The organism is Kitasatospora sp. NBC_00315 (genome assembly GCF_041435095.1).
Lineage (GTDB): Bacteria > Actinomycetota > Actinomycetes > Streptomycetales > Streptomycetaceae > Kitasatospora.
The window spans coordinates 1-24,711 of sequence record NZ_CP108026.1 but is presented as its reverse complement, the minus strand read 5'-3'; the positions used below and the strand labels follow the sequence as shown (position 1 = coordinate 24,711).

32 protein-coding genes are annotated in these 24,711 nt (G+C 73.6%); 26 read left to right on the top strand and 6 right to left on the bottom strand.

Annotated elements, in window-relative coordinates; all coding sequences use genetic code 11:
• The first annotated feature begins 19 nt into the window (after positions 1-19).
• From OG823_RS34355 to OG823_RS34260, 20 genes are all read left to right on the top strand, one after another.
• Positions 20-214: a hypothetical protein gene (locus OG823_RS34355; protein WP_371484840.1), complete on the top strand. Its 195-nt coding sequence runs from the start codon at positions 20-22 to the stop codon at positions 212-214.
• Between the two features lie 45 nt (positions 215-259).
• A complete protein-coding gene (locus tag OG823_RS34350; protein WP_371484839.1) occupies positions 260-610 on the top strand; it encodes a hypothetical protein in 351 nt (116 codons plus the stop codon).
• A 68-nt stretch (positions 611-678) separates the two neighbouring features.
• Entirely contained in the window at positions 679-1,413 is a 735-nt protein-coding gene (locus tag OG823_RS34345; protein ID WP_371484837.1) for a hypothetical protein, read from the top strand.
• Between the two features lie 146 nt (positions 1,414-1,559).
• Positions 1,560-2,201 carry a hypothetical protein gene (locus OG823_RS34340; protein WP_371484835.1) on the top strand — a complete coding sequence of 214 codons (642 nt, stop codon included), beginning with the start codon at positions 1,560-1,562 and terminating at the stop codon, positions 2,199-2,201.
• 131 nt (positions 2,202-2,332) lie between these two features.
• Entirely contained in the window at positions 2,333-2,713 is a 381-nt protein-coding gene (locus OG823_RS34335; RefSeq protein WP_371484833.1) for a hypothetical protein, read from the top strand.
• A 103-nt stretch (positions 2,714-2,816) separates the two neighbouring features.
• Complete coding sequence (locus OG823_RS34330) at positions 2,817-3,749, top strand: hypothetical protein (protein WP_371484831.1); 933 nt, start codon at positions 2,817-2,819, stop codon at positions 3,747-3,749.
• Positions 3,750-3,805: 56 nt separating this feature from the next.
• Positions 3,806-4,201: an RRQRL motif-containing zinc-binding protein gene (locus OG823_RS34325; RefSeq protein WP_371484830.1), complete on the top strand. Its 396-nt coding sequence runs from the start codon at positions 3,806-3,808 to the stop codon at positions 4,199-4,201.
• Complete coding sequence (gene dnaN / locus OG823_RS34320; protein WP_371484829.1) at positions 4,198-5,430, top strand: DNA polymerase III subunit beta; 1,233 nt, start codon at positions 4,198-4,200, stop codon at positions 5,428-5,430. The genes OG823_RS34325 and dnaN overlap by 4 nt, the downstream gene beginning before the upstream one ends.
• Positions 5,431-5,532: 102 nt before the next feature.
• Positions 5,533-6,264 (top strand): hypothetical protein, encoded by a 732-nt coding sequence (locus OG823_RS34315; protein WP_371484827.1) that lies wholly within the window; start codon positions 5,533-5,535, stop codon positions 6,262-6,264.
• 38 nt (positions 6,265-6,302) lie between these two features.
• Complete coding sequence (locus OG823_RS34310) at positions 6,303-6,548, top strand: hypothetical protein (protein ID WP_371484826.1); 246 nt, start codon at positions 6,303-6,305, stop codon at positions 6,546-6,548.
• Between the two features lie 93 nt (positions 6,549-6,641).
• Complete coding sequence (locus OG823_RS34305; protein WP_371484824.1) at positions 6,642-6,881, top strand: hypothetical protein; 240 nt, start codon at positions 6,642-6,644, stop codon at positions 6,879-6,881.
• A gap of 120 nt (positions 6,882-7,001) precedes the next feature.
• Complete coding sequence (locus OG823_RS34300) at positions 7,002-7,358, top strand: hypothetical protein (RefSeq protein WP_371484822.1); 357 nt, start codon at positions 7,002-7,004, stop codon at positions 7,356-7,358.
• A 132-nt stretch (positions 7,359-7,490) separates the two neighbouring features.
• Positions 7,491-7,736: a hypothetical protein gene (locus OG823_RS34295; RefSeq protein WP_371484820.1), complete on the top strand. Its 246-nt coding sequence runs from the start codon at positions 7,491-7,493 to the stop codon at positions 7,734-7,736.
• 127 nt (positions 7,737-7,863) lie between these two features.
• Positions 7,864-7,986 (top strand): hypothetical protein, encoded by a 123-nt coding sequence (locus OG823_RS34290; RefSeq protein WP_371484819.1) that lies wholly within the window; start codon positions 7,864-7,866, stop codon positions 7,984-7,986.
• Positions 7,986-8,450, top strand: coding sequence for a protein kilB (locus OG823_RS34285; protein WP_371484817.1), 465 nt, complete (start codon positions 7,986-7,988; stop codon positions 8,448-8,450). Before OG823_RS34290 ends, OG823_RS34285 begins: the two co-directional genes overlap by 1 nt.
• A 117-nt stretch (positions 8,451-8,567) precedes the next feature.
• A complete protein-coding gene (locus OG823_RS34280; protein ID WP_371484815.1) occupies positions 8,568-9,047 on the top strand; it encodes a hypothetical protein in 480 nt (159 codons plus the stop codon).
• Positions 9,048-9,107: 60 nt separating this feature from the next.
• Positions 9,108-9,653, top strand: a complete 546-nt coding sequence (locus tag OG823_RS34275; protein WP_371484813.1) for an AAA family ATPase — start codon at positions 9,108-9,110, stop codon at positions 9,651-9,653.
• Positions 9,654-9,768: 115 nt separating this feature from the next.
• Complete coding sequence (locus OG823_RS34270; protein WP_371484811.1) at positions 9,769-10,104, top strand: hypothetical protein; 336 nt, start codon at positions 9,769-9,771, stop codon at positions 10,102-10,104.
• A gap of 43 nt (positions 10,105-10,147) precedes the next feature.
• A complete protein-coding gene (locus tag OG823_RS34265) occupies positions 10,148-10,912 on the top strand; it encodes a hypothetical protein (RefSeq protein WP_371484809.1) in 765 nt (254 codons plus the stop codon).
• A gap of 108 nt (positions 10,913-11,020) precedes the next feature.
• Positions 11,021-11,464 carry a hypothetical protein gene (locus tag OG823_RS34260; protein WP_371484807.1) on the top strand — a complete coding sequence of 148 codons (444 nt, stop codon included), beginning with the start codon at positions 11,021-11,023 and terminating at the stop codon, positions 11,462-11,464.
• Positions 11,465-11,886: 422 nt separating this feature from the next.
• Here OG823_RS34260 and OG823_RS34255 read toward each other — a convergent pair whose 3' ends face one another.
• Both OG823_RS34255 and OG823_RS34250 read right to left on the bottom strand, forming a co-directional pair.
• Complete coding sequence (locus OG823_RS34255) at positions 11,887-12,654, bottom strand: hypothetical protein (RefSeq protein ID WP_371484806.1); 768 nt, start codon at positions 12,652-12,654, stop codon at positions 11,887-11,889.
• Complete coding sequence (locus OG823_RS34250) at positions 12,654-13,415, bottom strand: ParA family protein (RefSeq protein ID WP_371484805.1); 762 nt, start codon at positions 13,413-13,415, stop codon at positions 12,654-12,656. The genes OG823_RS34255 and OG823_RS34250 overlap by 1 nt, the downstream gene beginning before the upstream one ends.
• 210 nt (positions 13,416-13,625) lie before the next feature.
• On the opposite strand from OG823_RS34250, the gene OG823_RS34245 reads away from it, so the two are divergent.
• Positions 13,626-14,060: a hypothetical protein gene (locus tag OG823_RS34245; protein WP_371484804.1), complete on the top strand. Its 435-nt coding sequence runs from the start codon at positions 13,626-13,628 to the stop codon at positions 14,058-14,060.
• Positions 14,061-14,066: 6 nt separating this feature from the next.
• On the opposite strand, the gene OG823_RS34240 is transcribed toward OG823_RS34245, so the two are convergent.
• Complete coding sequence (locus OG823_RS34240; RefSeq protein WP_371484803.1) at positions 14,067-14,636, bottom strand: GNAT family N-acetyltransferase; 570 nt, start codon at positions 14,634-14,636, stop codon at positions 14,067-14,069.
• On the bottom strand, positions 14,633-15,937 hold the full coding sequence (locus OG823_RS34235; RefSeq protein WP_371484801.1) for a hypothetical protein: 1,305 nt from the start codon (positions 15,935-15,937) through the stop codon (positions 14,633-14,635). Before OG823_RS34235 ends, OG823_RS34240 begins: the two co-directional genes overlap by 4 nt.
• Before the next feature lie 358 nt (positions 15,938-16,295).
• Between OG823_RS34235 and OG823_RS34230 the strand changes: the two genes are divergently transcribed.
• The 3 genes from OG823_RS34230 to OG823_RS34220 all read left to right on the top strand — a co-directional run bounded on the left by OG823_RS34230 (position 16,296) and on the right by OG823_RS34220 (position 17,860).
• Complete coding sequence (locus tag OG823_RS34230) at positions 16,296-16,589, top strand: hypothetical protein (RefSeq protein ID WP_371484799.1); 294 nt, start codon at positions 16,296-16,298, stop codon at positions 16,587-16,589.
• Entirely contained in the window at positions 16,586-17,137 is a 552-nt protein-coding gene (locus tag OG823_RS34225; protein ID WP_371484797.1) for an ATP-binding protein, read from the top strand. The genes OG823_RS34230 and OG823_RS34225 overlap by 4 nt, the downstream gene beginning before the upstream one ends.
• A 147-nt stretch (positions 17,138-17,284) precedes the next feature.
• Positions 17,285-17,860 carry a hypothetical protein gene (locus OG823_RS34220; RefSeq protein ID WP_371484796.1) on the top strand — a complete coding sequence of 192 codons (576 nt, stop codon included), beginning with the start codon at positions 17,285-17,287 and terminating at the stop codon, positions 17,858-17,860.
• On the opposite strand, the gene OG823_RS34215 is transcribed toward OG823_RS34220, so the two are convergent.
• Complete coding sequence (locus OG823_RS34215; protein ID WP_371484794.1) at positions 17,857-17,991, bottom strand: hypothetical protein; 135 nt, start codon at positions 17,989-17,991, stop codon at positions 17,857-17,859. The two genes, OG823_RS34220 and OG823_RS34215, sit on opposite strands and share 4 nt — an antisense overlap.
• A gap of 651 nt (positions 17,992-18,642) precedes the next feature.
• Here OG823_RS34215 and OG823_RS34210 point away from each other — a divergent pair.
• Complete coding sequence (locus OG823_RS34210) at positions 18,643-20,193, top strand: hypothetical protein (RefSeq protein WP_371484793.1); 1,551 nt, start codon at positions 18,643-18,645, stop codon at positions 20,191-20,193.
• Between the two features lie 670 nt (positions 20,194-20,863).
• The gene (locus OG823_RS34205) at positions 20,864-21,325 is read left to right on the top strand and encodes a hypothetical protein (RefSeq protein WP_371484792.1); all 462 of its coding nucleotides are present in this window, start codon (positions 20,864-20,866) and stop codon (positions 21,323-21,325) included.
• A 198-nt stretch (positions 21,326-21,523) separates the two neighbouring features.
• Here the strand turns inward: OG823_RS34205 and OG823_RS34200 are convergent, their stop codons facing one another.
• The gene (locus OG823_RS34200) at positions 21,524-24,118 is read right to left on the bottom strand and encodes a Helicase associated domain protein (RefSeq protein WP_371484790.1); all 2,595 of its coding nucleotides are present in this window, start codon (positions 24,116-24,118) and stop codon (positions 21,524-21,526) included.
• Positions 24,119-24,711: the final 593 nt, after the last annotated feature.

The following is a 24,711-nucleotide window of genomic DNA, read 5'->3' as shown; positions in this document are numbered from 1 at the left end:
TGCCTGCCTGGAGCCCACCGTGGTCGTCTCCGCCTCCCTCGCCGTCGTCTTCGGCATCGCCACCGTCTTCCTCTTCCGCAGCCGGACCGTCCGCGCCCTCTCCGGTCTGACCCTCATCCTGTTCGGCTTCACCCTCGCCTCCACCGGCCTGGGCCCGACCATCACCCAGCTCCTCACCGGCCTGGTCCACCTCATCGGCAGCATCCGCGTCTGACCACCCGCCCCGCCCGCCGGCACCACAGACCGGAAGGACCCCGCCGTGAACACCCTCCCCGCCCACCGCCTTCTCCGCCTCGGCCCGGTCGACCAGTTCCTCGCCGAAGCCGCCTTCGACCCGCGCATGCGACCGGGCGCCGCCGGCACCCACACCGCCGGGGACAGCCTCACCCAGCTCACCGTCCTGCGAGCCGCGCTGGAGGTGCGCCACCGTCGGACGCTGCCCGCCGCGCCCCGGCGCCGGGAGCTGGGTGGCCCGCGCCGCACCGTCGTCCTGGTCGACGAGGCCGCGCAGCTGCTCGCCCGGTCCGGCGGCAGCGGGCTCTCCACCGAGGCGCTCCGCCTGGTCGCCGAGATTCTCTCCGCCGGCCCCACCACCCGCATCAACGACTGACCACCGTCCCGCCCCGTGCCCGCCGTCCGACCCGGCCGGCGGGCACAGCCGTCCCGGAAGGACACCGCATGACCGACACCCAGAACACCGCCGCCGCCACCGCCGCCTGGGGCGACGCGCTCGCCGACCCGGCGCCCCGCCCGCCGGCCGACCAGCTGCTCGACGCGGCCACCGGAACCGTCGCCGTCGGCCGGCTCGCCGACGGCCGCCCTGCCCGCGTCCCGCTGTGGAACGCGAACGGCGCCGTCCACACGCACATCAGCGCCCGCGCCGGCGCCGGGTACAGCACCCTGATCGACCACCTGCTGGCCGCCGAGCACGCCAGCCCGTTCGTCCGGTCCTGGGTCGCCGACGCGAACGGGACCAGGTCCAGTCACCGGCTCGCCGACCGCGCCGCCACCACCAAGGACGGCGCCGCCGACCTGCTGCTGGAGGCGGTCGAGGTGCTGCGCGAGCGGCTGCGCGACACCGACACCGACCCCGTCAGCGGCGCCTACGCCCCCACCCCGCAGCGGCCGCTGATCAGCATCACCCTCGGCGACTGGCCGCACCTGTCCACCCGGGGCGCCGTCGCGCGCATGGCGGACGAGATCGCCCGCACCGGCCGCCTGGCCGGGATGAGCCTGCGCGTCGAGACGTGGGGCGTGGTGTTCCAGCCGCCGCTGCCGCTGATCGCCAGCGCCCTGCGCGACGCCCACCAGGTCGCCCTCACCGCCCGCCTCACCCCGGGGCTGGGCACCGTCGCCCACCACCCCGCCGCCCCCGCCCAGCTGTTCCGCGTCTGGGCCCCCACCGAGGGCTGACGCCAGCTCACCCGCCCCTCTCCCGGCCTCTCCGAGGGCCGCCGGACCCGCCCGCCACCGGGCCCGGTCCGGCGGCCCCAGAAGGCGCCCGGCGCCGCGCACCGACCCCGTTTCCCCGCCGCACCGCAGACCTGAAGGAGCCCGCCGTGGACGTCACCCGGCCCACCCCGCACACCACCACCCCGGCCCGCACCGAGCCGCAGATCACCCTGCTCGCCGACGGCTACAGCCCGGCCATCCTCGACGGCCAGGTCCTCGCCGTGCCCCTGCGACCCACCACCACCGACGGCGAGGCCTACGTGCCGGCGCTCATCGACGGCCAGGTCGCCGCCGTCCCGGTCTACAACCCCTTCGCGGCGGCAGCCGCCACCTCGCCGCAGCCGACACCCGTCGCGCCGGTCCCGGTCCCGGTCCTCGACCCGGGCCTGCCGCGCGCGGTGCAGCAGAGCGTCCTGCTCGGCTGCGCCGGGGCGCTCGCGGCCGGAGCGCTGACGTGGATGGTCGGTGCCGGGGTCGCCGAGGCCGCTCCCTACACCGACGAGATCGGCAAGATCCTGATGGCGGCCGCCGCCACCATCGCCACCGTGTTCGTCGGCGCCGCGATCCTGCTCGGCAAGTTCAAGGCCCTCATCCGGGGCGGCACCGACGGCGCGACCGCGACCGCCAGCGGCGACAACTCCCACGCGGCCGCCACCGTCCTCGCCTGGAACTACCGGCCCGAGCATCACACCACCAACATCGCCAAGCAGACCGCCGGATGGAAAGGCACGGTCAACAACAACGGCTGACCGGCCGGTCCCCCGGTCTCGCCTCCGGCCCGCCTGCCGCCCGCCCCGCCGAATCCCGGCCGGGGCGGGCGCGGCGCATCCGGCGACGGGGCCGGCCGACCGGCCGTCACCGCCCAGAAAGGATCCGCCCGATGCAGCAGCCCACCGCCCAGCCCGTCACCACGCCCGCCCCGGCCAAGCCGTTCCCCGGCACCTACGTCCTGTACCGCGACGCCGACCGTTACCTGACCGGCCACCCCGACCACACCCAGGTCTGCAGGGTGGTCGCCGGCAGCCACGGCTTCCCGGACAGGGCCACCCTGCAGATCCTGGCGACCGGCGAGATCGTCCACTCCGCCCCGATCGCCTACCTGCGCGAGCTCGACCCGGCCGAGCTGATGCACGACATCGACACCGCCCCGCTGGACGCCCTCGGCGACGGCCGGCTGATGACCGCCGCCGGGGCCTGGCTCGCCACCCGGCGCCGGCAGAGCGCCGGCTCCCCCGCCGTGCTGCCCGCCGTCCGCGACTGACCGACCCGACCCCGCCGCCGCCCGCCCCGCCGAACCCCGGCAGGGCGGGCGGCGCCGCACCCGGGCCCGCCGCTTCACCGACACCACCACCCCGGAGGACTCCGTGACCGTCACCACCACGCCGACCACCACCGCCCCGGCTCTGCCCGGCCCGGCCGTCGACCCCGCCCCGGTCGGCGACGAGAGCATCGAGTGGGCGCTGTGGCTCACCGGCACCGGCGAGCAGCGGCCCATGCGCGACCACATCACCGCGCTGCTCACCGCCGCCCAGCACACCGCCCGCTCGGCCCTGCACGACACCGGAAGCCGCGGCGCATCGGTCGACCTGGCGGTGGTCCTGCACCGCGGCCGCGTCTGGTCCCCCGAGCCGCACGCCGCCTCCGGCGCCGTGCAGCCGGTGCTGCTCTGGTCGGCGCGCTGCAAGGTCTGCGGCGAGCCGTTCGACGACGAGTACGGCCACCACAGCACCGTCGGCGAGGTGGTCGTGCAGGCCACCGACGGGCTGTGGACGGACGCCGACGGCGGCTGGCTGATCTGCGACAACGACGACCGCGAGCACGACGACGCCCGCGACGCCACCGGCCGGGTGCCGGTGGACCCGATCCCCGGACAGAACCCGCTGCCCGGCATCCCGGCAGACGGTCCGGTGCACACCTGGTTCGGCCTCACCTACGCCAACTACCTGGTGGTGCCCCGCACGCTCATGCAGTCGATGCCCGTCGGCTGGCAGCAGCGCGCCGTCGCCTGCCTCACCGAGCTGGACGCCGCGTTCGCGCACGTGGCCCGCGCCGAGGCCTACGACGTCATCCCCGCCACCGTCCGCGAGGCCGGCGAGCTCACCGACCCCGAGCTGCGGGCGGCCGGAGTCAGCGTCGAGCGCCACGACGAGGACGGCGGCGAGCTGGACGAGCCGCGCCTGCGCGACCGCGACGGCGAGGAACTGCCGGGCCACGAGTACGTGCTGCTGCCCGGCACCGACCCCGTCCCGCACTACAACGGGGCCGCACCCGCATCACCCCGTACGGCCGCCGGGTGAGTACGCCCCGCGCCTGACCGCCCGACACCACCCCACCCAAGACGGGAGAGTCCGCCGTGCGCGCACCCGACCTCGACCCCACCGGCGAGCACCACGGCGGCCTCCCCACCTGGCCCTGGCGCTACGCCGACCCCGGCCTGCACACCCGCCGCCAGCTCCGCCGGCTCGGTCTTCGACCCGGCGGCCAGGAGCCGGCCGCGCAGGTCGTCTGCCGACACGGGCAGAGGATCGCCTACCTCTACCGCGCCGCCCAGGCGCTGCCGGTCCGGCCGATGACGCCGGGCCGGGCCGCCGCCCTGGACCGCGCGATGGCCGCCCGCCAGACCTGCCCGATCTGCCGCACCCGCTACGACCACTGCCTGCCGCTCAAGTCGGTCGGCTCCTGCCTGCCCTGCTCCGAGCTGTCCGACGACGAGCGCGAGCAGCTCGCCGCCCTCACCGCCACCGCATGACCGTCCTGGAGGACACCGTGAAGCTCCGCCTGTTCGCCGGCCCGTTCGCCGACGCCGTCGCCCACGTCGCCCGCGCCCTGCCCACCCGGCCCCCGGTGCCCGTCCTCGCCGGCATCCTGCTGCGCACCGACGAGCACGGCCTGCACCTGGCCGCGTTCGACTACGAGGCCTGCGCGACCACCCGGATCGACGCGGAGATCGCCGACGACGGCACGGCGCTGGTCTCCGGCCGGCTGCTCAACGACATCTGCAAGGCGCTCCCGAAGGCGGCCGAGGTCGACATCGAGCTGTCCGGGGCCCGGCTGCTGCTCACCGCGGGCACCGCGCGCTTCACCCTGCCGACCCTGCCCGTCGAGGAGTACCCGGCCCTGCCGGCGGCCCCGGACACCGTCCTCACCGTGGACGGTGACGCGCTCGCCGACGCCGTCACCCAGACTGTCGTCGCCGCCGGCACCGACGACACCCTGCCCGCCCTCACCGGCGTGCAGATGATCCTGGAGGGCAGCCGGCTCACCCTGGCCGCCACCGACCGCTACCGCTTCGCCGTCCGCGAGCTCACCGTGAAGCCCACCGGCACCCTGCCCGACGCCAAGCCGGTGAAGAAGACCCGGAAGAAGGGCGAGGACGCCGGGCCGACGGCCGAGGAGCTCGACGCAGCGGCCCGCACCGTCCTGGTGCCGGCCAAGTTCCTCGCCGAGGCGGCCCGTGCCCTGGCCGGTGAGCACCCGGTGGCGATCGGCTGGTCGGACGGGCAGCTCACCCTCTCCATCCCGGGCCGCACCACCGGCACCCGGCTGCTGGAGGCGGAGTTCCCCAAGTTCCGCGGCCTGTTCCCGGACACCGCGGACGCGGAGCTGACCATCACCGTCCCGGTCGAGGAGACGCTGGCCGCCATCAAGCGCGTCGCCCTGGTCGCCTCCGACAAGAGCCCGCTGCGCCTGGCCGTCGACGGCGACCAGCTGCTCATCGAGGCGGGCGACGGCGATGACGCCCGCGCCGTCGACCGCGTCCCCTGCGCCGCCGTCGGCGCGATCGGCGACCGGGTCCGGGGGTGCGACGTGGCGTTCAAGCCCGGCTACCTCGCCGACTGCCTCAAGGCCCTGGCCACCCCCGAGGCCCGCCTGCACCTCACGTCCTCCACCAAGCCCGTCCTGGTCCTCGGCTACTCCGGCGACCTCGCCGAAGGCGGCTACCAGCATCTGCTGATGCCGATCCGCCTCCAGGGCTGACCCCGCCCCACCCCGCCGCCCCACCCCGCCCGCTCCGGCACCCGCCGGGGCGGGCCCCGAACCGCGCACCACCACACCGACCTCACCAAGGAGCAGCACCCCGTGAACCAGCACACCGAGCACACCGCCACCGAGGCGCAGCCGTCCCCGAGCATCCGCGAGGCGGCCGGGCGCCGGGCCCGCGCCCTGACCGCCCCGGGCGGCTGGCTCGACCAGCGCCGCCGCGACGTCGTCGACGGCCTGGACGACTTCGCCGGCGCGGAGCCGTGGGTGCGCGGCCTCACCTACTTCGTCGGGGCCGCCGTCGCGGTCCTGGTGCTCGGCACCGTCGGCGGCATCCTGCTGAACGGCGCCGCCGCCGTGATGGGCGCGATCCACCTGCCCGAGCACATCCCCGGTGCCGGTGACGGCCTGCGCGCCGCGATCACCGGCCCGATCCACACCTACCTCGGTGCTCACACGCCCGAGCCGCTCACCGAGGCCACCGCGTACGGCGCGTGGAAGACCGTCGGCGTGCTCGTCGCCCTGCTGGCCTTCCTCAGCCAGGGCGCCGTCGCGCGTCTCGCGTGGTCGGCCTGGTCCTGCGCGTCCCTCGCCATGGTGTGGCAGGGCGCCCCGGAAGCCGGCCGCCCCGTCGCCACCGGCCTCGCGGCTGCCGCCATCGCCGTCGTCTCCCTGTTCGCCCTGCGCGGCATCTCCTTCAGCCTGCGCCCGATGGTCATCAACCGCACCGACGTCCAGCCGCAGATCACCATCCAGACCCCCGAGCCCAAGACGGTCACCCGAGCCCGGCCGACCATCCCGGCCCCGACCGGCCCCTTCGACCAGCGCTGAACTCCGCCCGACCACGACGACCAGGAGCAGCCGCACCCGTGACCGAACCCGCACTCCCCCACCCCGCCGCCCCCGGCGTGCATCTGAACACCGTCATCACCCAGCGCACCCAGGCCCTGGCCGCCGACGTCGCCCAGCTGCGCGCCGACGCCGACCGCCTCGCCGCCGGCCTCGCCCACGGCGTCAGCACCACCGACACCGAGCGGCTCACCGTCCTGGCCCAGCGCATCCACGGCCAGGCGGCCCGGATCGAGGGACTGACCGACGCCCGCAGCCTCACCTGACCGACAGCCAGCCCCGGGGCCGGTGCCCAGCGCACCGGCCCCGCCCGCACCACCCTCCACCTGCCGAGCACCGCTCACCGGAAGGCACCCGCCGTGGCCATGGCCGTATCCCGCGACGCACAGATCGCCGCCCTCTACGAGAAGCTCCACGCCCGCTCCGCGACCCTGGCCGGCCTCACCCCCGGCAGCCACGCCCACGCCGGAATCCAGGCCGAATGCGACGCCATCTACGCCGAGATACGGCGCCTGGAGTCCTCGACCAGCATTTCGCCGAAGGCCGTCCTCATCGCCGCCGCCGTGCTCCTGCTGATCCTCTGGAGCGCCCTCCACTGACGTCCGGGCACTCACGCTGCCCACCACCACGCCCGCCCCTCCGGCCAACCAGGCCGGGGCCGCGGGCGTCATGGTGCGCGGCGCGGCCGCCCGGCCGACACCACCTCGTGGAGGAACACCATGCCCAAGACCACCACCACCGTCGCCCCGACCTTCGCCAGCCTCGCCAGCCGCCACGGCCGCGCCCTGGCCTCGATCGCCGACCACGACGACACCCCGGTCCCCGCCGACCCCACCACCCTCGACGACGCCGCCCTGGCCGAGCTGGTCGTCGCCGCAGCCGAGTTCCTGACGGCGTGCCGCCGCTTCGAGGACGCCGAGACCCTGCAGTCGGCCGCCGGCTACCTCACCGACGCCCGCACCGCCGACGCCGCCGACCAGCCCGCGCTGCTGCGCCAGGCCCAGAAGCACCTCGCCAACACCTACGACATCGCGGCCGAACTGGCCTGCGACCTCGGCGAAGAACGCGACTTCTGATCCCCCCCGGGCCGTGACGCTGCCCACCACCGCGCCCCGCCCACCGGCCGTCCAAGCCGGGAAGCGGGGCGTCGTGGTGCGCGGCGCGGCCGTCCGGCCGAACCCATCCCACCTGACCGGAAGGACACCCCGATGGCCACCGACGAGAGCACCCCGGCCGAGCCGCAGTACCGGATGGACCTGCGCGACCTCGACCCCCTGGCGGCCCGGTGGGCGGCCAGGCGCGACGGCCGCCCGATGCCGCCCCTCGACCAGGCCGGCCGCCAGACCCTCATCCGGACCCTCACCGAGGCCGCGGCCCGAGGCGCCGACGCCAACCCCGAGATGGCCCGCCTCGCCCAGGCCCGCGCTGACGAGCTGCGCGCCGGGCTGGACTGACCGCCGTCCCGGGCGCTCACGCTGCCCACCGGCCTGCGCCCCGCCCCCGGCACCCAGCCGGATCGGCGGGGCGCTCCGATGCGCGGCGCGGCCGCCCGGCCGGACACCCCAATCCGTAGGAGACCCGATGAGCACCGAGCAGACCACCATCAAATGGGCGGCGCGCGCCGTCGACTACGTGCGCTGGTCCAGGCGCCCCGAGGCGCTCACCGGCCGGCACCCCCGCCGCACCGCCCAGGCCGGTGCCTGATGGCTGCCGAACTCGCGCTCTCCCTGGTCGGCGTTCTCGGCACGCTCGCCGGCACCCTGACCGTCACCGCACTCCAGCACCGGGCCGCCCGCTCCGAGCGCACGGAGCGCACCGAGCAGGACCGGCGCCGCGAACTCGTCCAGGCGGTCACTGCGCTGGTGACCGCTCTCGCCGACCACCGGCGCGCCATGTGGGCCCGCGAGCGGTTGCGGCTGACCGGCGCGGATGAGGCGGTGTACGCCGAGGCCCGCAGCGAGAGCCACCGCACCCGGGCGGAGATCACCGCCCCGCTGGTCACCCTCTCCATCCTCGCGCCCGCCCTCGCCCACGCCGCGGGCGACGCCGCCCGCGCCACCTATGCCATGCGCGGCGCAGCCGACCACGACGTCCTCAACCAGGCCCGCACCGAGGCGGCCGACACCAGCGAGCGCCTGGTGGCCGCCGCCGCCGAGCAACTGGCCTGACCCGGGCACCGACGCTGCCCACCACCGCGCCCCGCCCCCGAGCCAGCCAGGCCCGGCGGCGGGGCGCGGTGGTGCGCGGCGCGGCCACCCGGGCCGGACCCGCCCCAGGAGGTACCCGTGAACACCGCCCGCACCGCTCGCTTCGCCGCCGCCTACGCCCTGCTGCGTGCCGGGGCGGACATCGGCGATCACCTCGTGCAGTCCGACCACTGCGCCCGTACCAAGGGCGCCACCGACGCGGCGCCGGTCACCGGCGACGACGGCACCGTCCACGGCACCGCCGCCGGCCGCAAGGCCTGCGCGGTCCACTGCCTGACCTACTCGGCCACCCAGGCCGCCGCACTCCTGCTCGGCGCCCGCGCGCTCGGTCTGCGCCTGCGCCCCGCCCAGGTCGCGGCCGCCCTCGCCATCTCGGGGCTGACGCACTACGCGATCGACAGGCGAGTTCCCGGCGGGCTTCTTCAGCGGTTCGCCGATGCCACCGGCAAGGGCAACTTCTACCGCCTCGCCGACCACGGCATCAACGGTGCTGCGCGGATGGACGGCGCGGTCCACCACGGCCTCGAGACGATCGCCGCCGCCGTCCTCGCCCGCTGATCCGAGCCACGGTCCGACCACCCACCACCCCGCACACCCGATCCGGAAGGAGCGCTCATCATGAGCGACTGGCGAGAGAGCATGACCCCCGAAGACCGCGCGATGATCGCCGCCCGCGCCCCGATCGCCCCGGGGACGCTCACGGTCCTGATCGGGCCGGCCGGGAGCGGCAAGAGCACCTTCACCCACGCCGTACCCTCCGGCGAGGTCATCTCGCTGGACGCACTGCGCGCCCTGGTGACCGGAGGCGACGCCGGGGACCAGGCCAGCACCGCCGAGGCCGTCCAGCTCCAGAACCTCCTGCTCGACGCCCGGCTGCGCCGGGGCCGCACGGTCTACTGCGACTCGACCAACGTCGAGCAGGCCGTGCGGGCCCGGCTCGTCGAGCGGGCCCGCCTCAACGGCCGGCCCCGTCTGGCGATCGTGTTCACCACGCCGCTCGATCTCTGTCTGCGGCGGAACTCGCAGAGGCCGGCGAACCGACGGGTTCCGGAGAACGTGCTGCGCTGGCAGCACCAGCTCGCCGTCGAATCCCTGCCCGGCCTGGCCGACGAGGGCTTCGACGAGGTGCGTCTCTACCCGGCGGTGAGCCGCTCCGGGCGCTGACGCTGCACACCGGCCCCGCGCCCCGCCCCCGGCACCCAGCCCGGCGGCGGGGCGCTCCGGTGCGCGGCGCGGCCGCCCGGCCGGCACCGCCCACCGAGAGCACGGAGCCACCCCCATGAACCCCGCCGCCCCCGACCTGGCCGCCCTGCGGGCCGCCGCCCAGCGCGAGATCGAGCGTCACGCCGACCGGCCCCTGCCCGGAACCTGGCGCCTGGTCCGCCTGTCCGACCTGCCCGCCATCGCCCCGACCTGCGACCAGGACCACCGGGGACGCGCCCCGATCCACCCCGGCGTCGACGGGCTGTACGACTGCTGCCCGCACCCGTGGATCCGCGTCGGCGTCCTCCAGGTCGCCGACCTCCTCCTGGCCCTCCTCAACCAGCCGACCTCGGTCCCGACGCCGACCGCCCCCGAAGCGTTCAGCGACGACCCCACCGGCGCCTGGACCTGACCGCCCCACACCCCGCCCGAACCACCCCGAAGGGACACCCGAGATGACCGACACCGCCCGCACCCGCCTGCTGAGCACCGCCCTGGACACCGCCGACAGCGCCGCCACCGTCGTGACCGGCGCCGCCGCCGGACTCGCCACCTACCGGGCACTCGCCGCCCGCCCCATGGAGACCCGCCTCACCCTCACCGCGGCCGCCGGCGCCCTCGCCCTGTGCCTCACCGACCAGGCCACCACCCTGCTCCGCCGCCCCCTGCGCCGACACTTCGGCCTGCCCGCCTACGGCTACACCACCGCCGCCCTCGCCTCCCCGACGACGGCCCCCTCGCGGGAGCAGCTCACGGCGGAAGCCGCCGCCGACGCCGCCCACCGCGCCGCCACCCGTGCCCATGCCCTCGACCACGGCTCCGGCAGCCTCACCCAGGCCGCCAACTGGGTCGGCCAGGCCGACGGCAGTGCCACCTGCGAGCTGACCCCCGACGCCCGCCTGCTGTGCCTCCCCGCCCCCAGCGACCGCTACGGCGCCGGCGCCCGCACCTACTACCTGGCCGCCGACGGCGAGCGCCCCATCGAGGTCCACACGCTCGCCGAACTCGTTGCCCTCCTGGACCGCCTCGCCGACGGCCAGGGCCTCGACCCGGAGACCGACGACGACGAGGCCGAGCACTACCGCGACGACGACCAGTACGGCGACGACGAGCCGCTCGACCACAGCGACCTGGACGACGAGGACGACCAGGACCCCGAGGCCCGCGAGGCCCGCGAGGTCCTCTTCGTGGGTGCCTACTCGGAGGAGCCGCCCTTCTAACACCCGCTGCGCCTGACGACCCGGCAGCGCCCCGGCCCGGCCCCACCAGCGGGGCCGGGCCGCGCTGCTCCCCCGTACCGCTTCCACCGCTGACCCGGAGGATTCCGCATGACCCGCTCCGTCATCGCCCCCAGCCCCGACAGCCCCGCCAGCCAGGCCGTCGGCCTGGACCTGGACGGCACACTCACCCAGCCCGGCCCCTGGCTCGGCGGCCGCATCGGCCTGCCCCAACCCGGCGCCATCGAGGCGCTGCGCACGATCGCCGAGCACCGGGCGGTGTTCGTCTACACGGCCAGGCCGAGGCGATGGCTTCCCGAAGTCGCTGACTGGGTCACCTGGTACTCCGGCCTGGCCGCGTTCGTCGACCCGGACCCTGAGCGGGCGTACTGGACATCGGTCGGCGGTCCGATCCTGGTGACCAGCACCAAGTTGGGCGCCGCCTGCTACGTGGACGACCGCGCCGTCCATCACACAGGTGACTGGGACTCCACCCTCGCGGTTGTCACCCGGGCAATCGGCCTCGACCACGTCGCCGGGCCCGTCCCGGCCTGACCTCGCACAGCACCACCCCAAGGCCCTCGCGCCCGGTCTCCCGACCGGGTGTGGGGGCCTTTTTGTGTTTCTGGGGCGGCCGGCTCTTCGACGTTCAGCAAGGTCCGGTGCATCGAGACGGTGCGACCGTCCGTCTCGGCCACGGCGGCGGCTACGCCCACCGGGCGGAGCTCACCCCCGACTGCCGCCTGACCCGCCTCGTCGTCCTCTCCGCCCTCTGCCACCGCAAGATGCGGTTCTCCGCTGGTCCGCCGACCCCACGATCGCCGCCTTGGTGCTACTGGCCAGAGCCGCGTTCGCCATCGCCGCCTGACCGCCCCAGCTACGACGAAGGCCCGCACCCTCATGGAGGGTGCGGGCCTTCTGTGCTTCCAGACTCCATACAATTGTCTGGACTTCGTTCGATTCTTTTTCGAACGCGGCTATCCGGCAGTCGGTCCCGGGACCAGCTCGCCCCGCGCCTTCTCCACCTGCCGCTGCACCGCGTCCAGGAACTCCACAACCCCGGCCGGGTTCGTCTTCGCGAGCTCCCGCAGCCAGTCCATCGGGACCGCGCGCTGCACCCGGGTCTCCAGGGAGACCTCAGCCGCCGAGGAGCGCTTCCCACCATCCTGCTGCTTCTCGGCCGCGACCATCGCGAGGTACGCCTCGACGTGAGCCACCGCCGTCTTCTGGACGAACGGACCCTTCGGGAGCGCCTTCACCGCTCCGGACAGCACCGCGCCGGTGGCCGGCACCGGCCCGTTCTGCACCACGACGAAGACCGCCTTCGCGGCGTCCTCCCCCTGCGCCTTCGCCAGCCCCAGCAGAGGTCGGACCTGCCCTTCGTTCAGCTTGCGCTCCGCCAGGCCGTGCAACTGCTCGGCCAGCCGCCAGGCGCGGATCAGCTTGTCCGCGTAGTCCCGCTGGATGTCCCAGCGCTGGAGGCAGTAGTCGTCGAAGCTACTGAACTGGCCGCGGTACAGCCGGCCTTCCCGGACCGCTTCGAGGGCCTTCCCCGCTGCCCAGAACGCCGCCTTGAGCGCCTCGATCGCGGCCTCGCAAGCGAGCAGGTTCCGCTGCTCGTCCACGGCCAGGACGTCGGTAGTCGTCAGCGGTCCGCGCTCGGACAGGTGGATCTCCTGCGCCAGGTCCACGATCCCCTTGGGCCTGCGTGGACCCTCCACGGTGAGGTTCCGTCGCGCGCCCATCAGAACACCTGCTCAATCGCCAGGCTCAGCTTGTAGAAGTCCTCCCGGGCCCGCAGCGCGGCACCCGACTCCTTGTAGCTGGTAACGACCTGGCCGTGCTTGGCCGCCCGCGAGTGCAGCGTCAGCTTCCTTATGGCCTCGGGAGCGCGCCGGTAGCCGCGCTCGTCCACCCACGCGATCGCGTCCTTCAGGTCGGCATTCCCGTCGCGGGACTCCCACATGTTGATGACGACGATGAACGGGATGTTCCTCGGCTTGAGCACACGCTCGATCGTGAACTCCGCCGGAGACCAGCTCATGAAGTCGGTCGTGATCGGGACGATCGCCACGTCCGCGATGTCGAGCAGGTCCCGCAGTGCATCGGCCGCGTTGCCCTTGCCCAGCGGATCGGCCGCGAAGTCGTTGTCCGCGTCCGTGTCCATGAAGCCGGGCGAGTCCACGTAGATCCGGGAGACCGCCGGGTCCTCCTTGAGCTTGGCCAGCTCTCCGGCCCTTCCACGGGTGCTGACGTAGTCGAAGCTCAGCCCGTTCTCCGGGACCCGATCCGCCCATTCCTCCAGCGACCCCTGCGGGTCGATACCGGCCGCCACGACCGGGGCCGGTGAGTCGGGGTCCCTGGCGGGGTTGTTCTGGCCGGCGACGGCGGCCAGGTTCACGGTGAAGGTGGTCTTACCCACCCCGCCCTTCCGGGCAATGACGGCGTACACACGGGCGCCGCGCGACTGCGCGACCACCGTGCCTGTCTCAGCAAGCATGGTCATAAAGACCTCCGCGACTTCCCAGACTCAGCTGGTACTCGGAGAAAACGTGAGCTCAGCATTCCAGATGATCGAACTCGGCTTGGACCCGGCTCGCTGGCCAGGGGGAGATCCACCCGGAACGGCCCCAGGAACCGCGCCACGGTGGAACAATTCTCCGAGCTGCGCACCCGGCCGGACGGGGCGGCGCACACACAGCGGGGGAGCGGCGCAGTGTCGTGGAGGAATGCGGTCCAGCCGGCCCTTCGGATGCTGCTCCAGCAGGACACCCACGTCGATCCGTACCTGGAGATCCTGCGCCTGGGTGTGGAGCACGAGGACATCGAGGCCCGGGACGTCGTGGTGACGCTGGCCCTGGACGGCGCGTTGGTGACCGGCGTCGTGATCTCCACCGCGGACTGGGAATGGCTGCACCTGCGCCAGCTGGAGGGGTACCACGACACGCTGCGCAAGGTACTGCGGGACGCGGCCGGGCACCTGGACGCCGCCGCGGTCAAAGGCCGACTCCGCCGCCAGGTGGACCCCCGCTTCCTGCACCTGCGGGACGTGACCCACACAGTCGGCCGGACCACCCACACCCTGCCGACCTGGCGCGGCCCGATCACCGCGGTCAGCGGCTGGTCCCTCGGCGAGCCAGCGAAGGAGTGACCGGGTTCAGGCCCGGAGCTCCAGCAGCAGGACGTGGTGCGGTGCGGCGCCGTCCCAGGGGATTGCGGTGCCGGCGCAGTGGTAGCCCCACGCCCGGTAGGCGGCCTGCGCGGCGGTCGCCTCGGGCCTGCTGTTCAGCATCACCCGGTCGTTGGTCACCGCCTCGGTCAGTACGGTGTGCAGCCGGGTGGCGATGCCCCGGCGCCGCCAGGCCGGGCGGACTGCGAGCTCGAACAGGCCGAAGGTCCGCTTCCCGTCCTCGGTGCGGACGTCGTCCGGCACCGCCTCGGTGAGGGTGTCCCACCACCTGGTCGTCGCCGTGAGCGGGTAGCCGAACGCCATCCCCACGACCTGGCCGCCGGGGCCGAACGCGACGGCAGCCAGGAAGCCGGCCTTGCGGGTGTGGGAGCGGAACCGGCGAAACGCCCGGTCGACGTCAGCCGGGCCCTCGCCGTAGGGCGGCTCGGCGAACGCCTGCGCGAACACCTCCTTCAAACCCTCCTCCAGCTGCGCGGTCGCCTCGCCGTCCAACACCCGCACCGCCACCTCGCCGTCCGCCTGGGCCTGCTCGCTCACCGCGTCCTCCCGCTGCTCCTGGTCGTCCTGGTCGTGGTCGTGGCCGTGAACCCGAGGGCCCGCAGTTGCTCCGCGCAGTCCCGCGCCGCCGCCGTGTCGATCCTGCCCGCGGCCGAGGCGACAGCGCGCAGCCGGTCGGCGAGCCGGGCGGAGGTCATGCCCTGTGCGGACGTGGCGGCGGCCCGTGCCTCGGCGGCGGATTCCTCCACTTCGCCGGCGGCGAGCAGCACTTCGGCTAGGCGGGCCCGGTACAACGCGGCGTTGCGGGAGTAGCCGGCGCCGAGCTGGGAGAGGGCGGAGCGCAGGAACGGCACCGCGTGCAGTGGGTGGCCGGTGGCGGTGTGCCAGGCCGCGGTGGCGTAGTCGACCTCCACCTGTCCGGCGAAGGCGGTCCAGGCGGGTGCGTCGGTGTCGGTGCCGGAACGGTCGTGCCAGGACAGCGACTGGGAGAGCGCGCGGCGCGCGGCGGTGTGGTCACCGGCCGCCGAGAACGCGCGGGCCTGGCGCAGCGCGACCACCGAGCGCACCTTCGGCCCGCCGTGGTGCTGGGCAAGGTCGCCCGCAGCGGTGGCCGCCGCGACCGCCTCCCAGGGGCGCTTCTGCTCGACCGCGAGGAGGGAGAGGCTGTCGAGCGCGCGGACCTCGAGGAGCGGGTCGCCGACGAGGCGGGCCGACGTCAGTGCCTCAGCGCAGGCAGTCCGTGCCTTGCCGGGCCGTCCGGCGTCGAACTCCATCCACCCGAGATGGGAGTGCACGGTGCCGGTCAGCGCGTGCAGGTCCCGACCCACCCGCTCCAGGTACGTCCCGCCCGCCAGGGTCGTGTCCAGGGTCCGCAGCACCTTCGCGGCGGCCTTCTGTGCGGCCCGCCCGCCCTGGCGGTGGTCCACGGCGTAGAGGCCGGCGACATCGGCGGCCAGGCGCTGGACGTCGCCCGCACCGATCCGCCTACCGGGCCGGACGGGCGCGGGCAGGACCGAGGCACCGAGTACGGCGCCGACGTCCACGACGAACCGCCTGCGTTCCACACGGTCAGTGTTCCCGCCCACGGCCGAGGCATGGCGCCGCTCGGCGGGCACGGTGAAGCCCATCTCCTCCAGCGGGACGCCGAGCAGCGCCTCCAGCACGGCCTGCTGCCCGGGGTGGGGCAGCGGCGGGTCGGGAGACTCCCAGCGGCGCAGCTGACGCACGCTCACCGCAGCGGCGACGTCCAGCTGCTTGGCCATCGCGGTGAAGGCCGTCACGAAGGTCTCCTGGGTGTGGCCGGCGGCCTTGCGCAGCCCGGCCAGTGTCCGCGTGCTCAACGGGTGTCCCCTCTCCTGCCTGACACCTTGTCACCGGCTGCCCGGCGCCGTGGTGGAAACGTCCGGTGAAACGTCCGGTCGAGTGGATCCACGAGACGCCCGCCGGGCGGTGAACTTGAGTCGTGCCCGCGGTGAGGGGCCGGGGCTTCCGGTCCTTCACCGCGCAGGCTTGGCGGCGCATCCGGTACGTACCCATGCCGAAGGTGGCCGCAGTCATCGACGTGTCGTCACCTTCCGGGAGTCCTTGATGCTGTCCAACGCGCCCGCACCCATCGGCCCAGGCGGCCCGGCCGCCACCAGACCGCCCCGAGCAGACCGGGCCGTCGCGTACGTGTGCGCCGAGCCGGACCCGACTTCCGTGGGGCTCTACACCGCGTGGTGCGAGCAGCGGGCCGCCGGCGACGGCTGGACGGTGGTGGAGACCGTCACCGACCTGGACGACCTGGTGCCGCTGGCCGAGCGGCCGGGCTGGCAGCGCGTCACCAAGCTGGTCACCGACGGCCAGGTGGGCGTGGTCGTCACTATCAACCGCAGGATGCTCGCGGACAACGCGACCGCCTGGGCGCGCCTGTCGGACCTTCTGCAGGGACTCGGTGTCGTGCTGACCACCAGCGGCGCCTGGTCCTGTCCCGCGCCGGGAGAGCTGCGGTGAGCCGGACCGGGCACGGGCTGGAGTACCGCCTGGTCGTCAACGCCACCGCCGCCGACCCCGCCGAGCGCATGGAATGCGTGGGCTTCGCCCGCCACGCACTGCGCTCCGCCGCGACCGGCTGGGGCATCACCGGCACCGTGCTGGACGACCTGCTCGCCGTCGCCTCCGAACTGATCGCCAACGCCGCCACCCACAACCGGCCCGGCACCATCGACGCCACGCTGCGCCTGGCCCCGCCCGGCGACCGGCTGCGCGTCGAAGTCGCCGACGGCGGAAGCGGCCAGCCTCGCCCGCAGGACCGGTTCGGCGACGACGAGGAGGTGACGGGCCGCGGTCTGCTGATGGTCGGCGCCCTCACCGACTGCTGGGGAGCGACGAAGACCGCGACGGGCAAGACGGTGTGGGCCGAGTGCATCCTGCCCGCCCCGGTCGACATCCCCGCCGTCGCCCGCCAGGCCCGCCGCGCGGCCGCCGTCGCCGACGTGGTCACCGCCTCCCGGCTGCGCACCCTGCCGCTCCTGGTACCGGCCTGCGCCCCTGTGGCGTAGCCGCCGACCGGCGCCCGTCCCAGGGCGCCCCACAGAGCCCCTGGCGGGCCTGACGACGACACCAGGCCCGCCAGGCAGCACCACCGCTCCAGCCCGCGCCGGGCCCCGGCGCGGACCCAAGTGAGATCCGAGGAGTGAGTGATCCGCATGACCGCAACCGAACTCCCCACCGCCGAGCTGGTCGGCCGCCGCGCCGCCGAGATCCTGGCCGCCATCGAGGCCGACTCCGAGTTCCCGGCCTTCGAGGCCGCCACCCTGGAGTACTCCAGCGACTGGCAGTGCTTCACCGGCTTCCCGACCATCGAGCGGTGGAACCTGGACACCGACAAGGGCCCGCTGCTGCGCGAGGGCCTGCGGGCCATCGCGCTCAAGGCCAGCGTGTTCGAGCTGACCGGGGACGAGCGGGCCGCCGAGGTGGCGCTGCCCGTGCCGGTGGACGAGATGACCCACGCGATGATCGCCCAGCCGCAGCTGCTCGCCCGGATCGCCGAGCGCGTCGGCGTCTCCGTCATCCACCAGACCGACCAGGAGCACACCGACTACACCAGCGGCGGCTACACCCACGCCGCCTACCTCGCCGCCTGGGGCGCCGAGCCGCCCACCCGGTACTGGCTCGACAAGAAGGAGGTCGACCGGCGCCTGGCGATCCTCGCCAAGAAGTACGACAGCATCGGGATGGGCCGCTCCGGGCGCGAGCACTCGATCTCGTTCGCGGCGGCCTAACCGCCCGACAGCACGCGGCGCAGCACCGCGAGCACCTCGGTCTCGGGGAACCTGGTCAGCGCCGCAGCCTCGGCGCCGGCCAGCACCTCGGCCAGATCCTCCGGCGCCGCGTCGCGCGCCAGCTCCCCCACCCACGCCGCCAGGCCGCCGAGTTCGTCGGGCAGGCCCGGCGGAATGACTCCCGCGTACGGCGCGGGAGACCGGCGCTCCCGGCTCTCCCCGCTCGGCGCCCCGCTTCCCCCGGCGGAGCTCCGGACGACCGGAGAGCCGGGTCCGCTGCCCAGAACGCAGGCAGCGGCAGCGGCTACGGCCCGCCCAGGCCCGTCCTGGCGGGCCGCAGCCGTGTCCGCAACCGGTGAAGGCGGCAACGACGCCGAGCGCGGCGCGCAGGCAGGCACCGGCTCCCCGTCCGAGGCGTACCGGCCGGGCGGCAGGCCCACCTTGTACGGGTGCACGCACACCGGCACCCCGGCCGCGGTGTACCGGAATCCGTCAGCCGGGTCGAACGGGCACTCCCGAGTCGGCCGCTCGAAGACGTCGAACCCGCCCGCCGGGAACCGCACCGATGGGCAGATCCAGCACACATCGTGGTCACTGTCCTCATCCACGAACGGCTCGATGTCCACCCTGCGAACCCTACCGACGGACAACCACCCGCCGTGACCGGTCCGCAAGAGCGGACGGGGCCGACTGGTTTTGGCGATCACCTCCGCCGGGCCGCGGCCGGGTCGTACGGTGCTCGGCAGGGATCGGCAGAGGGAACCGGCGGGAAGCGGGACGGTGTGAACACTGTGGAGGTTGACGGGGCGGTCCGGCCGGGCGACTACCTGAGAGTGGCCAGCCACCGCTGGACGGCCGGGCGCCTGCCGCGTGACGAGGGCTATGCCAGGGTCGAGCAGATTGAGCACATCACCGACCTGTCGTTCCTGACCGAAGAGAGCCGGGAGATGGCCACGATGCCAGGAGGCGGCGTCGCGGTGGTGTTCTGCCAGGGGCTGCCCGGCCCGGTCCTTCTCGGCGCGGGAGACCAATGGCTGCTGAAGCAGATCAGCGCCCAACGCCTCGCCTGGGACGAGACGCACCCGACCTGGCCATCGCGTTCGGCACCGTTCTTCCGGGACGCAATCCTCCCCGAGGGTGAGCACCGCTTGCGGCGAAGCCAGGTCGGCCCCACCCCGATCCCGCCCGAACAGCGGGTACCGCTGGAGGCGACGCCAGCGCCGGCGCCGCGGGCCACGACCTTCAGCAAGCCGGCTTCCGCGCTGACGACCGGCGACTACCTGCAGACCCACGCCCACCGCCACACCCCGGACGGCATGGCCAGCGACGAGGGCTTCCACCGCATCGAGCACGTCACCCACCTGCGCGGCGAACCACTCAACCGCCTGCTCACCACCCCCGAGTGGGCAGGCGGCACGCTGATCCTGGTCTCCGTCCACGGCCTGTCCGGCACCCTCCTGCTCGCCGACGGCCCGGTCACCGTCCAGGTCCAACCCAACCCCGAACGACAGCGCGGCGACGAGGAACAACACTGGTCCTCCGGCCCCTACCACGACCTGACCGACACCACCGAACCCGACCCCGCCCGCCAACGCGCCACCGACGAGCAACTGCGCCCGGCCACGCCGGACGGTGAACTCGACCTCTACCCGAGCCTGATCAGCGACCCCTTCCAACGCGAACTCCACATGCGGGGGACCAGCGGTGTCCGGCCGGTGCCGGTCGCAGCACTGCCGTGGCCCTCACGCCTGCACAAATGCCTCTACGAGCAGCGCGGCAAGGCCATCGCGGAGACCTACCCCGACGCAGACGGGGCCCGCCAGGCCGCGAGCGCGGAACAGTTCGCCACGACCACCCCGGCCGAGTTCGCCGCCTGCCCCTATCACCAGGGCGACGACTGGACCGCCATCGCGGACACCGCCCTCACCGTCGCCCGGGCCCTCACCGAAGCGGAGCGCGACGCCGCCGACGACAAGGTCCACAAACTCACCGAACGCGACCAGCAATGGGCACTCGCCCTGGCGAGCCCCGGGAGAGCAATCAACTGGGACGACGGCGACACCTTCCTCACCGATGGGCAGCACCGCCTCTGCGCCCTGCGCGCCGCAGGCGTCACCAGCATCCCTGTCTACGGGTGCTACCTGCCCGACAGGCCGCAGACCGCCGTCGGCACCGCCCAGCAGCACGCCCGGCAGACCATCACCGACTTCTGGTACCGCCAGGCCGCAGCAGTCCTCGGGCCGAACAAGGCCGCCGCCGCCCTGGCACGGCTACTGCGCCGCTTCCCAGCCCGACGGAACCTTCTCCCAAGCTCTGCCGCGAACAGAACCTAACCAGGCTGACCACCGGCGGCCCGCACGACCTCGAGAAGCACACCGTCCAGCTGCCGACCGACGTCGCCGACCGGATCACCGAGCTGCTCCGGGCCGGGCCGGCGAACCTGACTCGGGAGAGTGGATCCGGCAACGGCGACCAGGGCGACGGCGGCATCGGGACCACGGCCGCCTGGTGGGGTTGACCGAGCCGCTCAGCGAGCCGACCAGACCGGACACCCGGCAGCGTGCCGGGTCCACACGATCACGCCGCCGCCTTCGCGGACGTCACGGCTGCGCACCGCCGCGCAGCAGTCCGCAGCAGCCACCGGGACGCCCTCCCGGCTCTCCCCCGTCCCGTCAGCGGCACCCACGACCGGTGGCGCCGTACGGGGCCCCGCAGGGTCCGGAACCGGCCGCGCCTGATGATCCTGCGGCGCGGCCGGTTCCAGTAGGTCGACGGACAGGCCCAGGGCCCGGGAACGGCCACGACGATGACTTCGACGTACAGACATGCCGACACCCTGCCCGCTGCGCGGCTCCTCACCGCCCCGGCGGCCCCACGACACGCCGTCGCCCACCCACCGGGCCTGCCCGGGAGCGGTTGCCAGGTTCCGCGCCGTACATCCGCGCCGGCAGCTCCCCCGGGTCGACGGCGAACCCGGCACTCGAACAGCACTACGGTTACGCCATGACGCCCGCCGATCTTCAGCAGACACTCCTGACCCGCCTTCCCGAGATCACCGGTGTGGAGTCGGCCGTCGTGTGGCCGGGCCGCCCCTACGGCCTCCAGGTCACCATCAAGGACGCGGGCTCGGTCTACTGGATGGTCTCCGGCGCCTCCGGCGTCGCGCCGGCGGCCGGTGAGGACGAGCGCCTCACCCCGCAGCCGCTGCCCGAACTGGGCGGCGGCAAGGTCGCCACCGCGCAGGTCGAGCTGGCACTGCTAACCGCTCTCGCGGCCGCCGACACCGACGGCCAGATCATCAGGGAAGAGCGGTACAGCACCCAGGCCAGCTCGCCAGCCGTCGGCTACGGGATCACCGCGGACTGCGCCGACGGATGGAGACTTTTCGTGGCGTGCGTGGGCACCGCCCGACGCGGCGAGGACCTGCGCACCAGCCGGCACTTCCAACCCGACAGCGACGTCTAGGACGAAGCCTCCCGGCAGGCCCCGCACCGCCGCCCTCGGACCACCTCGGCGAGCAGCGCGCCCACCGCCGGCGGTCAGCCCTGTCGCCCCTTCGCAGTCCGCAGAGCCCGGTAGACAGCAAGAGGCCCGAGAACGCAGCCGGCCGACCCCGCGAACTCGCGGAATCGGCCGACAACGCCCTCGGGCAGGGCTACATCGCTACGCCCACTGCACCCCGTGCTCGGCGAGCTGGGCGAGCTGCCCCGGCGTCAGCTTCGCCCGGCGGGCCTTCATGTTGTTGGTCCAGGCGCCCAATGCCACGACCACCCCGGCCTCCACCTCCCCGCTCCCGTCCGGCCGCTCCACGGCCTCCAGCACCTCCTTGTGCGCCCTGGGCACCCGGGCATGGCCTTCCCGCTCCACGAACCGGGCCAGCGCGGCCAGGCCCTGGGCGAACCGGTCGGTGCGGGACACCTTCGGCTTCGCCTCGGCGGCCTCCCTCGCGGCCACCAGCTCGGAGTCCTCCTCGATGCCGATCGCCGCCAGCAGGTCCCGCTGGTCCTCCTCCAGACCGGGAAAGCCGGCACGCTGCGCCAGCACCCACCGGCCGAGCTGCTCACCCTCGAACACGGTCTCCAAGGGCAGGGCGGTCCAGTCGACCTGGCCGTCGGACTCCAGCCACCACTGCCGAGCCACGCTGTAGGCGCGCTGCCAGGCGATCGGCCAGGTGGGGCACCACCACGGGTCGATCTCCTCCAACTGCCGCCGCCGCTCCGGGTCCAGAGCCCCCTGCTCCCCGGTCGGAACCTGCGCCGCCGCCCTCAACTCAGACAGCCACGTGCCGATCGCGTACCCGCCCACCGAGGCCCGCGCGGGCGCCGCCAGGGAGCCGCCGTGGTCCTTCGCCCAGACCCGCGCCCAGTCCAGGCCGGCCTCGAACCGGGCGTCGGAGACGGACCAGATCATCCCGAACCCGTCCAGCTGCGTCACCCGCCATGACGCCAGCTCACCGGCCGCATTCTCCACCCTGCGATCTGACAGCCATTTACCCAAGGGGAAGTTCTGGTTTTCTCCGACCAATGCCGAATAGGGCACGTCGAGACCGCCGGTTTCTTTGAACCAGTTCCGTACGTGGCCGATCGCCTCACGCCACAACTGCGTCTCGCTCGTCAGTACCCGTGAGGCGATGAACAGCGCCAGGACGTCATCGCCGGGGTCGCTCTCGAACCGCACCGGCAGCGTGAACGCCCCCGCCCCGCCAGCACCCCCACCACTGCCCTCACCAGGTGCGAAGGCCGCCTCGGCGCTGCGCCCGGTGGTCCGCTTCCCGGACTTCTGAGGCACCGCCAGGGCCTCCACCATGCGGGTGTCATGTGACCTCAAAGCGGTCAAAATTTTAACGAGCCCACCATAGCTGTCCGACTCCAGAATGTCCCCGGGCTTCTCCCCGGGCTTGAGGAAGACCGGCACGATAAGGCTCGCCATCTTGCCCTCACCGGGCTTCATCCGCAGGGCCCGGCCGACGGCCTGGACGATATCGACCATGCTGCCACGGCCCATGAGGAGGATCGAATCCGCATTCGGGATATCGACTCCCTCGCCCATGATCTTGCACTGGGAGATCACCCGGTAGCTGAGGCCGTCGTCTTCCTCGTCTTGTCCGAACTCGCCGATGACCTCCTCGCGGAAATCCACGGAGTGTTCGCCGGACAGCCACTGGGCCCAGATTTCCTCGGGATATTTCTCCGGGTTCGTCTGGTGCAGCCGCTCCACCGTCTGGTTCAGCGTCTCGCTGAAATACCGTGCCTCCAGGGTGCGGTTGTGGAAGGTGATGGTGCGCTTGAGGCCGCGCTCGGCGGCCACCTTGAGCAGGCCGGCCTGCATCGCGGCCAGGTGCTCGGCCGGCACCTCGTCCGCGCTCCCGTCCTGCGCCTCGCCGACCCCGGCGCCCCAGGGCACTGGCTGCTTGTCGGCGGCGTCGCGGTCGGCGAGCGGGTCACGCAGCTCCAGCACCACCACCTCGAACGGCGCCAGCAGGGATTTTTCGATCGACTCGGCCAGGCCCAGGGAGAACACGTGGGGCCCGTAGACGCGCACGTCGTCCATGGACACCGCCAGCTCCTCCGGCAGCGGCTGGTGGGCTCCTTCGCGGGCCTTGAGCATCCGGGTGGGCGGCGCCCAGATACGCGGGGTGGCGGTCATGTAGCACCTGCGGGCCGCCGGGATGGACGCCTGGTCGTGCACCACCGTCCACGACTTCTCGACACTGCCGGAGGACCGGTGCGCCTCGTCGCAGACCATCAGGTCCAGCTCGGGCAGCAGCTCCTGCTTCTCCCTCGCCCAGTAGGCGTAGGCGTCGCGCACCGCTCCGACCGAGGCGTAGGTGGCGAACAGCGTGAGCGGGCGCCGGCCCCTGGCCGCCCGCGCGATCCAGTCCCCGACGATCAGCCCGCTGGTGGAGGCCAGCACCCCGGCCGGGAGCTCCTTCTGCATCAGGGAGCACACCGCGTGCATCTCCCCGGCCCGGCCGGCCTCCCGCCAGGAACCGATCATCTGAAGCAGCAGGTTCAGGGTGGGCACCACGACCAGGACCACGCCCCGTGGAGCCAGGCGCTGCCCGGCCACCGCCCCCACGTAGCTCTTGCCGGTGCCGGTGGCCATCTGCACCGTCACCCGCAGACCGTTCGGCGCCACCTGCCCCGGGCGCAGCGTCAGACCCCGCACGACGGCCGCCAGGGCCTCCTCCTGGTGCCCCCGCAGCGTGACCCCCTTGGTGGCTTCCACGGCCAGCAGACCCGGCTTTACGACACCCACGGAACTCTCTCCCCTCATCCGAATTCCCGACCCCGCACACGGCCTCTCGCGGGATTCTCTGGCAGTGCGATCCTGATACATTCACCAGTCGCGACCGGAAAGGGTCGAACTGGAAGCACAAGTCACTTCACGACAGCTATCCGGCAGGCTATCAGTCGGGCGTCCGGATTTCGCGGGAATCTGCCAGAAGTGGGGTCCGCAGGCTCACTACGGCGGGATCTGCTGACGGTGCAAATTTGATACACTCGGTCTCGTTGCTCACCCTCCCACGGTAGCGCACCGTGGTCGCTCGGGGAGTGAAAATCGTGGTCTAGACCATGGACTAGACCAATCTGACAGGAGTGAAGCCGACCCGCACGCGCCCCCGAACAGGCCCCCACTCCCAGTCAGCCCGTCGTGAAATCAACCAAAAACCCAGTTCAATGACTTGAACGAGCCCCAGCCACCGGAGGGAATGGAGCGAAGCGGAGTGACCGACAGGCCCGAGCGAAGCCGGGCCGGCCTGACCGAAGGTCAGGCCACGGACACGCGGAGCAGGTCCGCCCACCGCCCGAAGGGCGGTGGCGAACGGAGGGCCGAAGGCCCGTAGGGAC

Excerpts from the sequence above, each read along its gene's own strand:
- OG823_RS34345 (WP_371484837.1), top strand. The coding sequence starts at position 679 with ATGACCGACACCCAGAACACCGCCGCCGCCACCGCCGCCTGGGGCGAC.
- OG823_RS34335 (WP_371484833.1), top strand. The coding sequence starts at position 2,333 with ATGCAGCAGCCCACCGCCCAGCCCGTCACCACGCCCGCCCCGGCCAAG.
- dnaN (WP_371484829.1), top strand. The coding sequence starts at position 4,198 with ATGACCGTCCTGGAGGACACCGTGAAGCTCCGCCTGTTCGCCGGCCCG.
- OG823_RS34300 (WP_371484822.1), top strand. The coding sequence starts at position 7,002 with ATGCCCAAGACCACCACCACCGTCGCCCCGACCTTCGCCAGCCTCGCC.
- OG823_RS34295 (WP_371484820.1), top strand. The coding sequence starts at position 7,491 with ATGGCCACCGACGAGAGCACCCCGGCCGAGCCGCAGTACCGGATGGAC.
- OG823_RS34290 (WP_371484819.1), top strand. The coding sequence starts at position 7,864 with ATGAGCACCGAGCAGACCACCATCAAATGGGCGGCGCGCGCCGTCGAC.
- OG823_RS34285 (WP_371484817.1), top strand. The coding sequence starts at position 7,986 with ATGGCTGCCGAACTCGCGCTCTCCCTGGTCGGCGTTCTCGGCACGCTC.
- OG823_RS34275 (WP_371484813.1), top strand. The coding sequence starts at position 9,108 with ATGAGCGACTGGCGAGAGAGCATGACCCCCGAAGACCGCGCGATGATC.
- OG823_RS34270 (WP_371484811.1), top strand. The coding sequence starts at position 9,769 with ATGAACCCCGCCGCCCCCGACCTGGCCGCCCTGCGGGCCGCCGCCCAG.
- OG823_RS34265 (WP_371484809.1), top strand. The coding sequence starts at position 10,148 with ATGACCGACACCGCCCGCACCCGCCTGCTGAGCACCGCCCTGGACACC.
- OG823_RS34260 (WP_371484807.1), top strand. The coding sequence starts at position 11,021 with ATGACCCGCTCCGTCATCGCCCCCAGCCCCGACAGCCCCGCCAGCCAG.
- OG823_RS34255 (WP_371484806.1), bottom strand. The coding sequence starts at position 12,654 with ATGGGCGCGCGACGGAACCTCACCGTGGAGGGTCCACGCAGGCCCAAG.
- OG823_RS34250 (WP_371484805.1), bottom strand. The coding sequence starts at position 13,415 with ATGACCATGCTTGCTGAGACAGGCACGGTGGTCGCGCAGTCGCGCGGC.
- OG823_RS34220 (WP_371484796.1), top strand. The coding sequence starts at position 17,285 with ATGACCGCAACCGAACTCCCCACCGCCGAGCTGGTCGGCCGCCGCGCC.
- OG823_RS34205 (WP_371484792.1), top strand. The coding sequence starts at position 20,864 with ATGACGCCCGCCGATCTTCAGCAGACACTCCTGACCCGCCTTCCCGAG.